At 48.8% G+C, this 15,731-nt stretch carries 9 protein-coding genes; 5 read left to right on the top strand and 4 right to left on the bottom strand.

Going from position 1 to position 15,731, the window contains the following annotated elements; genetic code table 11:
• Positions 1-108: 108 nt before the first annotated feature.
• A complete protein-coding gene (locus HMPREF6485_RS04580; protein WP_004345016.1) occupies positions 109-1,416 on the bottom strand; it encodes an MFS transporter in 1,308 nt (435 codons plus the stop codon).
• A gap of 51 nt (positions 1,417-1,467) precedes the next feature.
• Positions 1,468-2,493, bottom strand: coding sequence for a LacI family DNA-binding transcriptional regulator (locus HMPREF6485_RS04575; RefSeq protein WP_004345015.1), 1,026 nt, complete (start codon positions 2,491-2,493; stop codon positions 1,468-1,470).
• A 304-nt stretch (positions 2,494-2,797) separates the two neighbouring features.
• Between HMPREF6485_RS04575 and HMPREF6485_RS04570 the strand changes: the two genes are divergently transcribed.
• From HMPREF6485_RS04570 to HMPREF6485_RS04550, 5 genes are all read left to right on the top strand, one after another.
• Positions 2,798-5,947, top strand: a complete 3,150-nt coding sequence (locus HMPREF6485_RS04570; RefSeq protein WP_004345014.1) for a SusC/RagA family TonB-linked outer membrane protein — start codon at positions 2,798-2,800, stop codon at positions 5,945-5,947.
• A 20-nt stretch (positions 5,948-5,967) separates the two neighbouring features.
• Positions 5,968-7,578, top strand: a complete 1,611-nt coding sequence (locus HMPREF6485_RS04565; RefSeq protein WP_004341171.1) for a RagB/SusD family nutrient uptake outer membrane protein — start codon at positions 5,968-5,970, stop codon at positions 7,576-7,578.
• Positions 7,579-7,656: 78 nt separating this feature from the next.
• The gene (locus HMPREF6485_RS04560) at positions 7,657-8,850 is read left to right on the top strand and encodes a SusE domain-containing protein (RefSeq protein WP_004345013.1); all 1,194 of its coding nucleotides are present in this window, start codon (positions 7,657-7,659) and stop codon (positions 8,848-8,850) included.
• A gap of 72 nt (positions 8,851-8,922) precedes the next feature.
• A complete protein-coding gene (locus HMPREF6485_RS04555) occupies positions 8,923-10,344 on the top strand; it encodes a DUF5115 domain-containing protein (protein ID WP_004345012.1) in 1,422 nt (473 codons plus the stop codon).
• A gap of 269 nt (positions 10,345-10,613) precedes the next feature.
• Positions 10,614-11,966 carry an alpha-amylase family glycosyl hydrolase gene (locus HMPREF6485_RS04550; protein ID WP_004345010.1) on the top strand — a complete coding sequence of 451 codons (1,353 nt, stop codon included), beginning with the start codon at positions 10,614-10,616 and terminating at the stop codon, positions 11,964-11,966.
• 246 nt (positions 11,967-12,212) lie between these two features.
• Here HMPREF6485_RS04550 and nrdG read toward each other — a convergent pair whose 3' ends face one another.
• Both nrdG and HMPREF6485_RS04540 read right to left on the bottom strand, forming a co-directional pair.
• On the bottom strand, positions 12,213-12,713 hold the full coding sequence (gene nrdG, locus HMPREF6485_RS04545; protein ID WP_004345008.1) for an anaerobic ribonucleoside-triphosphate reductase activating protein: 501 nt from the start codon (positions 12,711-12,713) through the stop codon (positions 12,213-12,215).
• Positions 12,710-14,935: an anaerobic ribonucleoside triphosphate reductase gene (locus HMPREF6485_RS04540; RefSeq protein ID WP_004345007.1), complete on the bottom strand. Its 2,226-nt coding sequence runs from the start codon at positions 14,933-14,935 to the stop codon at positions 12,710-12,712. The genes nrdG and HMPREF6485_RS04540 overlap by 4 nt, the downstream gene beginning before the upstream one ends.
• Positions 14,936-15,731 lie beyond the last annotated feature (796 nt).

Genomic DNA, 15,731 nt, shown 5'->3' with positions numbered 1-15,731 from the left:
TAGTTATTCTGGTGCTAAGATAGCAAAATATTCCCACCTTGGGACACTACCGTTTGCATAAAAAACAGAAATCCTCGTGCAATCGTTTGCGCGAGGATTTCCTTATTTCTATTTTGTTTTAATCACTGTCACTGCCGCAGCTCCAAAGATGAACAGCACTCCGGCGACGATCATCATTGTGCTCTGGTGCGATCCGACAAGCGACAAAACTCCGCCACCGGCAAGGGCTGCGACTATCTGGGGAATGCAGATGGTGCCATTGAACAGTCCCAGATAGGCCCCCATGTGGCCGTAGCCCTGCAGGGCGTTGGTTACAAACGTAAACGGCATAGCCAACATGGCGGCCCAGGCACAACCGATGAGCAGGAATGGGATGAATTGCAGATACTGGTCATGCACGAAAGGAATCATGGCAAAGCCGACACCGCCGATAGCCAGACTGAGCGAATAGGCCAATTTAGTATTCTTGAACTGTGTCAAAGCGATGGCCCAGACCACGCTTCCCATAGCCTCGACAGCGAAAAGGATGCCCACCCAGTTGCCTGCTTCCTGAAAGGCAGGAGAGGCTGCATCGGTGGTGTTCCACACGGTCTCGGCTATGGCACCGGTGGTATAGTTCCACATGTAAAGCATGGCAGCCCAGCAGAAGAACTGCACCAGGCCCACTTTCCAGAATGTGGAGGGCGCATTCTTCAACAGGGTTAACCAGTTGGCCTTGCCTTCCTCTTCCTCCAAATCAGCACTTCGCCCATTATATTCGGCATATTCTTTCGGATTCCACTCTTTCACTTTCAGTGTCGTGTAGAGGACACAGAGTATCAGAATGGCGGCCCCGATGTAGAACGACCATATCACCGAATCGGGCACCACGCCTTTCTCAGCCACATTCTTGATGCCGAACCATGTGAAGACAAACGGAAAGACAAAGCCCACGACCGAACCGACATTGCAGAGGAAACTCTGAATGGAATAGGCCTTGGCTTTCTGTTTCTCGTTGACCATATCGCCCACGAGCATTTTAAACGGTTGCATGGCCATATTGATGGAGGTGTCGAGGAACATCAGAGCCACCAGTCCGAAAATCATGGCGGCCCCAACAGCCAGCCCGAACGAACCGGCATTGGGCAGCAGGCACATCACCAGCACAGCCATCGTTGCACCTACAAATAAATAGGGTATGCGGCGACCGAAACGGTTCCATGTCTTGTCGCTCAGGGTACCAACAATAGGTTGCACGAGAATGCCCATCAATGGCGGAAGAATCCAAAAATAACTCAGATTATGAGGGTCAGAACCAAGTGTGGCAAAAATGCGCGAGATGTTCGCACTCTGCAAGGCGTAGGCTATCTGTACGCCGAAAAAGCCGAAGCTCAAATTCCAGAGCCCCCAAAAGTTCATGTCAGGTTTCTGTTTCATAGCTTTTATTATCGTTATTACTTAAAATTCAGTTTTATATTTTACACCGGGCTACTTTGTTGTGCCACGCACAATCAGGCGTGTCCTCACCACGCGTTTCTCCGCCCGGTCCATGGGGATAGAGCCTTCCACGTGACCTATCAGGATGTTGGCAGCCTCTTCGCCCACCAGTTTGCCCCGCTGCTCGACGGTGGTGAGAGGCGGGTCGCAGGCCACGGCGCGTTGCCCGTTGGTGAACCCGCACACGCTGATGTCGCCCGGCACACTGTAGCCCAACCGCCTCACCGTGTACATAATGCCGATGGCCGTGTCGTCGTTGACGGCAAAGAAAGCATCGGGACGATTGTCCAATTCCATGAGGTCGGGGGTGATAGCCTCGGCTGCCGTGCGGTTGTCGCACAGGCGCACCAAATGTTCGTCCACCGGCATTCCGTGACGCAACAAAGCGTCCTTGTAGCCGTTAAAGCGGTTTTTGGCTATTTCCAGCTTCATGGAGGTACCGTAGTATGCAATTCGTTTGCACCCCGTGTCTATCAGATGGGTCACGGCGGTATAAGCTCCCATGTAGTCATCCACCACCACGCGACTGCAATCCACCCCTGTGCAAATTCGGTCGTAAAAGACCAATGGCACGCCATTGTCTATAAGGTGTTGGAAATGAGCATATTTGGTCGTGTCTTTCGCTTGCGACACGATGATGCCGCACACCTTATTCTTATAGTAAGATTCGCAGATAGCCATTTCACGCTCATACCGCTCGTTGCTTTGCGCCACCATGATGCGGTAGCCCCGCGCACTGGCCTCCTCCTCAATGCCACTCAGCACCGTGGAGAAATAATAGTGCGCAAACTGCGGGATAATGACGCCGATCACCTTCATTGGCATCACCTTGCTGTGACGCAGAGCCTCCCCGATGACATTAGGAGAAAAACCATGCTCGCGTGCGTAAGTCTGCACGCGTTCTCTCTGCTCCTTGCTGATGCGAGGACTGTCTTTCAAGGCCCTTGAAACCGTGGCAACGGAAACGCCAAGTTCACGGGCTATATCTTTCATTGTAATAGGCAAAAAACCTCCCATGGTGTCTTCAGTTATTGATCGTTTAGATTGTACAATGCAAAGTTATGCAAATCATTGCAAAAGCGTTGCCTGACCTCCACCTTTAAATTGATTTAAATCATGCAATCGTTTGCACTGATTTAATAACGATTTTAACCTAAAAAAAGTACAAACATACGTTAATAAAGTTACTTTTGCATTGTCAACGAACGTTTCAGCAATCTAACCAACCACCAACCCGGAGACCGATAAGCTCCGCATACATACCGTTTTTTCGGACAATAACTAAAAACAATATATTAACGTTAACTTAAAGATCACGCAAATGATGAAGCAGGTAAAGATTAAATTGCCTCTAAGAATGCTGACCCTCGCAGGAGGATTGCTTCTTACAGCGAGTTCCTTTGCACAGACTGGTGCTATTAAGGGACAAGTATTGGATGCTTCCGGAGAGCCTGTCATGGGGGCTACCATCACTGCCAACGGCAAAACCGTGGGCATTACCGACATGGATGGTAACTTCTCGATCAACGCAGCCCCGGGAACAGAACTGACAATTACTTATTTGGGAATGAGTCCAAAGAAAGTATCAGCTTCTTCCAACATGTCTATCACCATGACAGAAGATGAGAAGACCCTTCAAGATGTGGTCGTCATCGGTTATGGTGTCGCGAAGAAATCAGACCTGACAGGTTCGGTAACCGCTTTGAGGCCAGATTCAAAAAACAAAGGTGTCGTTGTCAATGCCCAGGACATGCTTGGTGGTAAAATCGCCGGTGTAAACGTGACAAGCGATGATGGTACCCCCGGTGGCAAGGCCAATATCCGCATCCGTGGCGGTTCGTCTCTTAACGCAAGCAATGATCCATTAATAGTCATCGACAACGTGCCTATAGACAACAATGGTGTCAAAGGTGTGGCAAACATACTCTCAACCATCAACCCCCAGGATATAGAAAGTTTCAATATCCTGAAAGATGCTTCTGCTACTGCTATTTACGGTAGTCGTGGTTCTAATGGTGTCATTATCATCACAACTAAAAAGGGACAAAAAGGCGGTGTAAAAGTATCCTACAATGGAAGTGTAACTCTGAGCATGAAGAAAAAGACTGTTGACGTGCTTGACGGTGACCAGTTCCGTGCTCTCATCAAGGAAAAATGGGGAGAGAACTCTAATGCTTACAATGCGTTGGGCACGGCCAACACTAATTGGCAGGATCTCATTTATCGCACGGCTGTGAGCCATGACCACGGTGTAACAGTATCCGGTTCCATCAGCGACAAATTGCCTTATCGCGTGTCAGTAGGGTATACCGATCAACAAGGTATCTTAAAGACATCTGACTTTAAACGTGTTACAGGCTCTTTCAATCTGAATCCTTCACTTTTCAATAATCACTTGAACATCAACCTGAATGCCAAAGGAATGTATGCACACAGCCGCTTTGCCGACGGGGCAGCAGTAGGTGCAGCTGTCAATATGGATCCTACACAAAGTCCGTATGCATATACATCTCCTTACCATCTTGCTCAGACCGATGCTTCCGGAAATAAAGCATTCGGTTCTTATGCAGATCAAATTCTAAAAAATTTCAACGGATATTTTGCATGGCCTAAAGCCGGCAACTACAGTGACCCTGATTGGCCCTACACCTACAACGAATTAGCAACACGTAACCCATTGGCTGTATTGAATGAAAAAAATGATGTGGCCAATAGCCGGGAATTTATAGGAAGTGCCGACTTCGACTATAAGGTACATGGATTTGAAGACCTCCGACTTCATGCCACACTTGGTGCCGACATAGCCAAAGGTAGACAAAACACCAACTATACCCCTGCTTTCCAAGGCAACAATGAAGCCTACTATGGCAACTATGGTTGGGAGGCAATTCTCAAGCGCAACCTTTCTTTGAGTGCTTACGCACAATACTATCATGATTTCAACGATGCAGCCAAAAATCATTTCGACATTATGGCCGGTTATGAATATCAGCATTTCTGGAATAGCAAAAACAACAACTATTGGGGGTATTACGGTATCAAGAACACTAAAACCGGTAAGTATGTGGACGAACAGGGGCATGACCTTGGAGAGAGTGGCAACCTTGCCGGCCATGTCTACAATCCTTCCGTTTATTCGACCAAGACAGAAAACTTCCTTGTTTCATTCTTCGGGCGTGCCAACTGGAGTCTTATGGACAGATACTATGTCACAGCGACAGTCCGTGATGACGGTTCTTCCCGCTTTAGGGATCATTGGGCAGTATTTCCTTCTGTAGCTTTTGCTTGGAAAATCAATGAGGAAAACAATTTCAAAAAACTCGATTGGCTTTCCGACTTGAAGCTCCGCCTCGGATGGGGTATGACAGGTCAACAAGATGTGAACAATGACTATGCTTGGATTCCTACCTACACCCGTAACACCGGAACTGGATCTTTCTATCCCGCAGACGGTGACGGAACTTTAGCCCGCCCAGACAACTACACACCAGAACTTAAGTGGGAAACAACTACAACCTATAATGTAGGAATGGACTGGGGTATACTCAACCAACGCCTCTCGGGCAGTTTAGATTGGTATTACCGTAAGACAACCGACTTGCTTAACTACGCTCCGACTGAGGCACTCTCCGCTTTCCGTAACCAGTCATGGCAAAACATCGGCTCTATGATGAATACCGGTATTGAAGCTGCCATCAGTTGGAAAGCCGTACAGAGTCACGGTTGGTACTGGACATTGGACTACAACTTCACCTACAACTACAATAAGATTCTCGACTTGAAAGGTGTTAGTGCAACAGGTGACCCCGTTCCCAACACCAGTTTTAAAATCGGAACCGACAAATATCTGGAATATAATCAAGTGGGGCATCCTATGAACTCTTACTGGGTATATCAACAAGCCTATGATGCAAATGGCAAGCCCATTGAAAACGCTGTTGTAGACCGTAACGGTGATGGTCAAATAACCAATGCCGACCGCTACTTCTATAAGAGTCCGATGCCCCCCATCACTATGGGCTTCGCCTCCCGTTTGGAATATAACAATTGGGATCTCAGTTTTTCACTCCGTGCCAATATCGGCAACTATGTTTACGATGGTGTGAACCAAGGTTTTCATAATGTCAGCCCGAACGCCCTTTGGGCATCCACCAACTTCTTGTCGAATAAAACAGCAAATGCCGTTGCTGACAACTGGCAGACCGATGACCCTTCATCCATTCTTTCTGATCGTTGGGTGCATAACGCCTCTTTCCTGAAGATGGACAATATCACATTAGGGTACAGCTTCCAAAACCTCTTCAAAAACAGTTCTTGGCAAGGTATCGGAGGACGTGTCTATGCCACAGCGTCTAATGTGTTTACCATCACCAACTACAAAGGACTCGATCCGGAGGTGTTCAATGGATATGACAACAATATTTATCCACGTCCATTCTCCGTTATCGTAGGTTTAAATCTTAATTTTTAATTTTCAAGAGATTTACAGTCATGAATAAAAATATAAAAAGTCTGCTTTCTGCTGCGGTCATCGCCCTCTCTTTAGGTATGACATCATGCACGGGCGATTTGGATGTTACACCGATCAACCCCAACATGAATACGGAAGTAAAACCATCGGATCTTTTCAATAAATGCTATGCCAATCTTGCTATGGCCGGTAACAGCACTGGTGACGGCGAGGCTGATATAGATGGATTGGATGGCGGTACATCCGGCTTTATCCGCCAACTTTGGAACTCCAACGAACTCACCACCGATGAGGCTATCTGTCACTGGGGTGATGATGGAGTACGCCAATACTGCTATAACACCTACGATGCAAGCCATCCTATGCTAAATGGATTTTATGCCCGTTTGACCACTGGCATATCCTATTGCAACCAATACATCAATGTTTGTGGTAGCGTCGACGCTACCAAGACGGCCGAAGTTCGCTTTTTACGTGCCCTTCAGTACTATTTTTTAATGGATGCTTACGGCAATGTTCCTTTTGCCACATCACTCACCCATCCGGTTCGTATGACTCGTGCCGAGATGTATGGCTGGCTCGAAAAAGAACTTCTTGAAATAGAGCCTCTTCTCACCGAAGCCAAAGCAAAGAATTCGTCTGATGCAGGCTACTACCGTGCTGATAAAGCTGCTGTTTGGATGCTTCTTTCCCGCCTCTACCTCAATGCCGAAGTATATACCGGCACAGCTCAATGGGCCAAGGCTGCAGAATATGCTAAGAAGGTGATGGATTCCAGCTACAAACTCAACACCACAGGTGTAGGTAAATGGAGTGCCTACCAAATGCTCTTCATGGGTGACAATGGTGAAACGAGTGCCTCTCAAGAAGGTGTATTTCGCATCGGACAAGATGGTGTGACTACAACATCATGGGCAGGTACGCTTTTCCTCATGGCCTCCACTTACGACGGCAACATGCATGCAGACGTCTCTGGCACCTACCCAACAGCCACCAATGGTACCGGTCAGACTTGGGGCGGCAACCGTGCACGCACAGATCTCATAAGGAAGTTCTTCCCCAATGACGATGCCCCCAACATATCTTGCAAGGATATGCCTGCAGCAGCTAATGATGACCGTGCCATCTTTGACGGTCTCGATCGTACACTTGATAACGGAGACGGCTATCTGAGCAGTTTCACATTCGGTTTTGCCGTGGCAAAATGGAACAATCTTAAGACTAACGGAAGCGTTGGGCACAATGACACCTATCCGGACACCGATTTCTTCCTTTTCCGTGTTGCTGAGGCCTACCTCACCTATGCCGAGGCAACAGCCCGCCAAAATGGTGGCACTGCCACTGCCGATGGCATTGAAGCCATCAATGCACTCCGTCAACGCGCCCATGCCGTTACAAGAGCCGGTTACAGCCTAAATGACATTTGCGATGAATGGAGCCGTGAATTCTACTTTGAAGGCCTCCGTCGTCCTACCTTGATTCGGTTCAATCGGTTCGGTGGTGACAACAACTATAATTGGAGCTATAAAGGTGGTGCGAAAAACGGCCGCAACTTCTCTGCCGACAAAAATATCTTTGCCATTCCGGCAGACCAGGTAAGAGGCCCAATCACTCAGAATCCTTCCTACTAACCCGAGAATGTATAACACATCGTGCGGAAACGAAACCTTCCGGTCACAGTTCCCGCACATAATAATAAAACAATCACAATGGAAAATATATTAAAATCAACCTTGCTGTTGCTTTGTGGCATAACCCTTTTCACAGCTTGTGATGATGATATGTCCCATAATCCAACCATCCAGAAAGTCCAGTCATTCACGCTGAACACACCGGCCTATTCCAATTCAACTATTGATTTGGCAACATCAAACACATTGGACTTTACGTGGTCACAACCTGACTATGGCTTTCCGGCTTTGGTCAACTACCAGGTACAAATATCTCCCACTGACTCGTGGACAAAAGACATCCAAGCCGGAGAACTGGACGCAAACAACAAAACTGTAGGCGACTATAAAACACTTGATCAGGACTACACCGTAGTCAAGGCAAGCATACTCGCAGCTGACATTGCCAAAGGATTGGAACAAATCACCCACTATGCAGAAGATGCCGTACCCGATATACAGAAAGTGTATGTACGCATCCGTGCTATGTATGCAGGAGATACTATCTATTCCAACAAAGTCACTGTAAATGTGGCTCCCTATTATGTTGAGTTAAAAGACGCCGCACCACTTGAGTGGTATCTCGTGGGCAGCTGCATCGGTGACGGTACTTGGAATAACAGTAGTGAAAAAGATGTGTATAAGTCTCTCATTCCGCTCTACATGATTGATGGACAGGAATATGACAAAAAAACCGGTACCGGTAAGATTTCCTACACCGACTATTTCCCCGAAGGCGGAAAGTTCAAAGTGATTCTTACTCCGGGTAAATGGAATCCTCAGATTGACTATTCCAATTTTAATGGTATCAAAGCTGACAGTAACTACGAAACTGACGATGACGGCAATGTTGTTGTTAAAAATGCAGGTTATTACACCGTCACCGTAGATACCAAAGCGGGCACTGCCACTATAGAGAAATATACTAAGTCGGTCAACAAATATGCCAACATATTCCTTGCCGGCCAGTACAATAGTTGGAATACCACCGAAGATGCCATGTCGCCTGTATCAAGCTATACAGGAGCAGAGAATCATAACTGGATCAAGACCGTAACATTCTCTGAAGCCGGTACATTCAAGTTTACAGATGCCACCACATGGTGGGGTGGAGCCGCTTTCCCCTACGGCACAGCCAACACTTCTGCAGGCGATAACAAATATGCTGCCGGGACTTATAAAGCTTATTTCAACGACATCACCGGACAATACTATTTTATTGAGACAGAATAGTTATAAACAAAATAATACGAGGAGGCGGAAAAGATTTTCCTCAACCGCCTCCTCACCTAAAAGAAGATAAACATGAAAAAGAACATATTAGCCATAGGGCTTGCACTGGCAATGACCGGCTGCGGTTCTGACACCTATGAAGACTGGCTTTCACCGCAAAGCAGCCAACAAGAGGCGGCCAAGACTATCACTCTCACCGTTACTCCGGCACAGCCAATCAAGTTTGCAGAAATCACAACCGACTCCGTACAACTGTTTGTTCCTAAAATCACCGCAAGTGATGCAAACGTTAGCAATTACACCGTTGTCTTACACGCTGTTGAAGGTAATGCAACAAAGACCCTCCAAGCCACAGAAAACGGAATGGTAAGCAAGACGGAGTTGGAAAAAGCCTATTATACACTTGCAGGATATCGGCCCATAGCGCGAACCATCAACCTTGACATCACGGCATTGACCACTGTAAACGGGATAAACATCAAGAATGTGGGCAACACCACAGCCACGTTGACAGCCAATGCACCCGTACTTTCAGCCACAGGCTACTACATCGTGGGAAATTGCCAAAACCCAACATGGCAAAATGATGACACTTCACTGAAATATGAATTCAATGGCACCGACCCATACAGCAATTCCACGATTGTTTTCCGTGTCCCGGCTCCTACCGATGGTAGCGGTCTTGCTTTCAAAATTTTCGATCTTGCTGCAACGGGCAATAAAAATGCGCCCACTGTGCTATCGTGCAAAGAAGAAAAGGCTATCGCAGCCAACGGTACAGAAAAGGGGCAACTCGTTGACAATACCAACGGTCAAGGAAAGAATATCACTGCCCAAGCAGAAAGTAGTGCCAAATTCTATGAGATAACGGTAGATCTCCTTGCACAGACTTACACTGTAAAGGCCTTGAATTTCTCGGCATTTATCTACGAACGCGGCACTAACACCAGTTGGGGTGACAAACCTGCTTGTCCGCTCTACAGCACTGCCTCTGATGGAAAATATCAAGGCTTCATGTATCTCAACGGTGAGTTCAAATTCATGCCTAATGCCAACAATTGGGATGGCGACTGGGAGAACGATGGAGATGGTAAGATTGCCGATAACGGCGGTGCCAACAACCCTGCCCCCGAAACTGGTTTCTATGCTGTGAATGTAGACCTCACAACCATGACTTACAGTCTGAAAAAAATTGACTTCATCGACATCGTAGGCAACGTGAAAGGTGGTGCAAGTGACTGGAGCAGCGGGCCTCACATGACCTACAATGTGGCCGAGCAGTGCTGGGAAGCAGATGTAAACCTTACCGGCAGCCAAATCAAATTCCGTGGCAATGGCAATTGGAGTGATGATGACGGCAACTGGGGCGGAGAAGTAAATAACATACTCAACGGTAGTAGCGAGAATGTGCATCCGGGAATTACAGGCGATGTACATGTTAAACTCTACGTGAGTTGCAACACCAAGTCGCGTGTGGTAATCACCAAAAAATAAAATAATCATACCGACTTCGCGAAGCAAAGCTTCATCAAAGCTATACTGTGGGCGGCTCTCAAGCGATTGAGGGCCGCTTTCTCTTTTTAATAGTCTCTTTCATCCCTTCTCCGAAGAAGGAAAAACCTGAAAATAGAGAAGGTGGAAAATTGCTTATTTCAACAACTTATCGTATATTTGTAGACGAAGATCTCCTGCTGATATTCGCATCTGACAAAATAATATTCATATTATATCGCAAAACAATCAACATCTAACAATAACAAAACATGAAAAGACTTTTGCTGCTTGTGCAGGCCATGATAATGGCACTCTGCGTTGGAGCCACCGAAGGCGATGGTTTCCGCTTGGCAAACGCCCAAGATGTGGTGATGTATCAGGTGAACCCGCGCGTTTTTGCCCCACACAACAGTCTGCGGGCCGTGGCTGCCCGTGCCGACTCCATCAAGGCACTGGGCGTAAATGTAGTATGGGTGATGCCCATCTATCCTATCGGCGAAGTAAAGTCGAAAAACTCGCCCTACTCCATCAGAGACTATAAAGCAGTGGCTCCGGAGTTTGGAACCATCGACGACTTCAAGCATCTCGTCAAGGTATGTCACGAACGGGGCATGGCCGTGATTCTCGACTGGGTGGCCAACCACACGGCATGGGACAGTCCGTGGATTACGGAGCATCCGGAATGGTATGTGCAGAAAAACGGGGAAATCGTATGCGTGAATTTCGATAACCAAGTGTGGGAAGATGTGGCCGACCTCAACTATGACAACCACTACATGCGCCTGGCCATGATAGATGCCATGAAATATTGGGTGACCGAGGTAGGGCTCGACGGCTTCCGCTGCGATGTGGCCGATGGCGTGCCCACCGATTTCTGGCACGATGCCATTGCCGAACTGCGCGCTGCAGCCCGTCCCCGCGACATCCTTATGCTGGCAGAGGGCAAGGTGAAAGCCAACTTCACGACCGGTGGTTTTGATATGGATTACGGGTGGAACTACAAGGATGCGCTCGTGAGCGTCTTCGTGAAAGGGGCGAGCGCACAGAAACTCATTGATACCGACCGGGAGGAGTATGCCTCACTACCGGAAGGCAAAGTGAAATTGCGCTTCACCACCAACCACGACCAGTCGACTCATGCCACACCGGTGAAGGAATTTATCAATGCCCGTGGGGCTATGGCTGCCTATGTGTCGGCCATATTCATCCACGGCGGTGCACTCATCTACGGTTCGCAGGAAGTGGGCTATCCCAATCCCATCAACTTTTTCCATTACGTGCCTGTAAACTGGATGGCTAATCCGCAAACCTATCGCGAATACCAAAAACTCATCGGACTTTACAACCAATATCCGGCCCTCCGCAAAGGCAACATGACTCCTTTTGCCACAGCCGATGTACTGGCATTTGAGAAAAGCGATGCCGATGGCAACAGATTTCTCGTGGTGGCGAATGTGCGCAACAAGGCCGGACGTTTCTCTCTGCCTGCCGCGTGGGCACATGCCGCCTGCACCAACATTTACACGGGCAAAAGCACCAAAACAGGAGAAACCTTGCGACTCAAGCCGTTTGAGTATGTGATACTAAAAAGCCTCACCCCCGCCCCCTCTCCAAGGGGATAGGCAAGTGAGAGATACCCGTCATCTGATGAGTTGGACATAGCCCGCTCTTATAAAAGATGAACTAAAAGAAAAAAGGACGAGCCCACTTGGACATAGAATGCAAAAAGCCATATCCCTGTCTCCATAATGAGATGAGATATGGCTTTTTTGTGCTTAGAAGGAAGGTCTCATAATGAGATTTACGATAAGCGTGCAAAACTTCCGCTTTTGCAATCTCTTTGCTTGGTGTCTCATAGAAGCCGTCCTTCACACAAAAGGATTGTAGTCGAGCAACACGGCGTGGCCGGCCTTGAGCGAGCGGGGCACATCGATGAGACGCTGGTTGGAGGAACCGCGGAAGATAAGGTCGGTGTCGCGCAGCGAGCGGACGAAAGGGCCGTCTACGAGCACATCAATCTGTCCAAGCAATGCCCGGCGGGAAGAATGAGACAGAAGGTTCTCAAAGAGAAAACCCGTGAAGCACCAGATGGTCTTCGCGGTGTCGCGGCGGATGGCCTGCGCCAGTTCGAGAAAGCCCTCGGGCTGAAACATCGGGTCGCCACCGGTGAAGGTGACATTGGCAAAGGGATCGGCCAAGATTTCAACCATAATCTGCTCCGTCGTCATCTCATGACCATTGCGAATGTCCCACGACTGCGGGTTATGGCAGCCCTGACAGCCGTGGGAACAACCGGCACAGTAGACGGAAGTCCGGAATCCCGGCCCGTCTACCATGGTGTCATGTACGATATCCAAAATACTAATCATCGGTTGCAGGGTGTGTCCACATGGGTCACACGGTCGTTGAGTTCGGCCAGTTTGCCGCTGTTCCACCGGTCGGTAGTGCCCACGAGGTAGCCCGTGATGCGCTGCAGACGGTCGATGTGGTGACCGCCACACTTGGGACAAGTTTCCAGAGTGGCATCAGCATTCTCGTAGCCGCAGTCCATGCAGCGGTTGCGGTTGTGGTTCACGGAGCCATAGCCCATGTTATACTTGTCCATCATGTCCATCACACTCATGATCACCTGCGGATTGTGGGTGGCATCGCCATCAATCTCGACATAGAAGATATGCCCTCCACGCGTGAGGTCGTGATAGGGAGCCTCCACCTGTGCCTTGTGCAGTGCGGAGCACTTGTAGTAGACGGGCACATGGTTGGAGTTGGTGTAGTAGTCGCGGTCGGTCACGCCTGCTATCACCCCATATTCCTTGCGGTCTTTCTTCGTGAACTTGCCCGACAGGCCCTCGGCCGGTGTGGCAAGCACACTGTAGTTGTGCTGGTATTTCTCTGAAAAATCATTGACGCGGTCGCGCATATAGGTGACGATCTTCAAACCGAGCGCCTGCGCCTCCTCGCTCTCTCCGTGGTGCTTGCCCACAAGGGCTTTCAAGCATTCGGCCAGTCCGATGAAGCCGATGCCCAGCGTCCCCTGATTGATGACGCTCTCGATGGTGTCGTTGGGATTGAGTTTATCAGCCCCAATCCACAGGTTGCGCATGAGCAGCGGAAACTGCTTGGCGTAGGCCGTCTTCTGAAACTGGAAGCGGTCGTCGAGCTGCTGGGCCGTGATGTCGAGCATACGGTCGAGCTTGGCGAAGAACTTGTTAATGCGCTGCTCCTTGTCTCCGATGCCCATACACTCGATGGCCAGCTTTACGATGTTGATGGTGGTGAAGCTCAAGTTGCCACGGGCAACGGAAGTCTTCGGCCCGAACCGGTTTTCAAACACCCGCGTGCGGCATCCCATCGTGGCAATCTCCCAACGGTAACGCTCCGGATCATCGGCCCGCCAGTTTTCGTTTTGGTTGAACGTGGCGTCGAGATTAAGGAAGTTGGGAAAGAAGCGGCGGGCCGTCACCTTACAGGCCAACTCATAGAGGTCGTAGTTGCGGTCGCCGGGCAGATAGTTCACCCCACGCTTTTTCTTCCATATCTGAATGGGGAAGATGGCCGTCTCGCCATTGCCCACTCCCTGATAGGTGGTCTTGAGTATCTCGCGCATGATGCAACGCCCCTCGGCCGAGGTGTCGGTGCCGTAGTTGATGGACGAGAACACCACTTGGTTGCCCCCCCTACTGTGGATAGTGTTCATGTTGTGGATGAAAGCCTCCATGGCCTGATGCACATGCCCCACGGTGTTGTTGATGGCGTGCTGCTTCACGCGAGCCCTGCCCTCCAGTCCGTCGAGCGGTGTCTCCAGATAGTCGTCGATGGCATCGTCGTAGAGTTCGGAGAAGTCTTCACCATAAAGTTTCTCCAAGTTTTTCACCTCTTCTTTATATGACATACGCACGAAAGGAGCCAGATAGAAGTCGAAAGCCGGAATGGCCTGTCCGCCGTGCATCTCGTTTTGGCAGGTTTCGAGCGATATGCAGGCCAGCACAGCCGCCGTCTCGATGCGTTTGGCCGGGCGCGAACTGCCGTGACCGGCCACGAAACCGTTTTTCAGGATGATGTCAAGCGGGTGCTGCACACAGGTGAGCGACTTGGTGGGATAGTAGTCTTTGTCGTGGATATGAATGTAGTTGTGCTGCACGGCGTCGCGCACCTCTTCCGAGAGCAGATAGTCGTCGACGAAAGGCTTGGTCGTTTCCGAGGCAAACTTCATCATCATACCCGCCGGCGTGTCGGCATTCATGTTGGCGTTTTCGCGCGTCACGTCGTTGCTTTTGATGTTCACAATGTCCAAAAACACATCGCGTGTCTTGGCCTTGCGGGCGATGGAGCGCTGGTTGCGATACTGAATGTACTTTTGGGCGACGTCTTTGCGCGCACTTTTCATCAGTTCCACCTCCACGGCATCCTGTATGTCCTCTACCGACATCTGCGACTTGCCCCTGAAAGCGATGTGGTCTGTTATCTTCACTATCAGTGCCTCATCTTCACCCTTGTCGGTGTGGAGCATGGCCTTGCGGATGGCTCCCATAATCTTTTGCTCGTTGAAGCCGGCGATGCGGCCATCGCGCTTAACTACTGTCTGAATCATATCCTTTCTGAATGCTTTTATTGTTATACCAAATTCCGAATGCAAAGATATGAATTTAAGTCGAAAGTTATCCGTTTCGGACAACTTTTTACGTGTTAATAAATGTCAAGTCACTACTAATCAGATGTTTACAAAAAGCAAATGGAAAACTTTATAAAAATCATGTTTTCAAAAATAAAAATTACAACAACAAAAGTAGAGTAACAAAACAGATGATTCGGCAAGCTATAAAACCAACAAAAGAGCGCATGGACAAACATACAAACCACATGCAAGCCAAGTGAATTGCAAGTCTTCAAAGACTCAAAAAACAAGACAAAAGAACTTCATCGCAAACTCTCCATCCGGAACGGGAGAACGCCCGGGAAGGTCCAAAAAGACACTCTGATTTTTCCGCTTGGGCCGAATGAAAATGCGAAAGAGGCCGAACGAGCACGCCAAACGGCCGTAGCGAGTGCGCAAAAGTGGCTCTTTTGTACGCTCACTACGGCCGTTTCATGCCTCTTTTAAGGTATTCTTAAAAGTCAAGAATATTCAAACCGCTAATAGACAACATTTTAGACGCATCCCTAAAATCTGCGTATTTCCGACCGAGAAGCGATTGGTCGGAAATATCGCAAGTACAATGCGCTTTTTCGGATAATATCTTTGACAGTTTCTGAGGGATGCGGCGAACTGCGTTTCCAACGGCTATCCACTTCCGTCCTCATTCGCATCATTCGCAAAATTCGCCGACAACCACACATTCAACGGCGAATTGAACGGATTAAGCGAATGTTGCTTCAAGCCTGTGTTT

Origin of the sequence: Segatella buccae ATCC 33574 (assembly GCF_000184945.1) — a bacterium.
GTDB classification, from domain to species: Bacteria; Bacteroidota; Bacteroidia; order Bacteroidales; family Bacteroidaceae; genus Prevotella; species Prevotella buccae.
The sequence above is the reverse complement of the archived record's forward strand: the minus strand, read 5'-3'. Positions and strand labels throughout refer to the sequence as shown.

Bases quoted from the DNA above. Each gene is read 5' to 3' on its own strand.
- HMPREF6485_RS04580 (WP_004345016.1), bottom strand. From the start codon at position 1,416: ATGAAACAGAAACCTGACATGAACTTTTGGGGGCTCTGGAATTTGAGC.
- HMPREF6485_RS04575 (WP_004345015.1), bottom strand. From the start codon at position 2,493: ATGGGAGGTTTTTTGCCTATTACAATGAAAGATATAGCCCGTGAACTT.
- HMPREF6485_RS04570 (WP_004345014.1), top strand. From the start codon at position 2,798: ATGATGAAGCAGGTAAAGATTAAATTGCCTCTAAGAATGCTGACCCTC.
- HMPREF6485_RS04565 (WP_004341171.1), top strand. From the start codon at position 5,968: ATGAATAAAAATATAAAAAGTCTGCTTTCTGCTGCGGTCATCGCCCTC.
- HMPREF6485_RS04560 (WP_004345013.1), top strand. From the start codon at position 7,657: ATGGAAAATATATTAAAATCAACCTTGCTGTTGCTTTGTGGCATAACC.
- HMPREF6485_RS04555 (WP_004345012.1), top strand. From the start codon at position 8,923: ATGAAAAAGAACATATTAGCCATAGGGCTTGCACTGGCAATGACCGGC.
- HMPREF6485_RS04550 (WP_004345010.1), top strand. From the start codon at position 10,614: ATGAAAAGACTTTTGCTGCTTGTGCAGGCCATGATAATGGCACTCTGC.
- nrdG (WP_004345008.1), bottom strand. From the start codon at position 12,713: ATGATTAGTATTTTGGATATCGTACATGACACCATGGTAGACGGGCCG.
- HMPREF6485_RS04540 (WP_004345007.1), bottom strand. From the start codon at position 14,935: ATGATTCAGACAGTAGTTAAGCGCGATGGCCGCATCGCCGGCTTCAAC.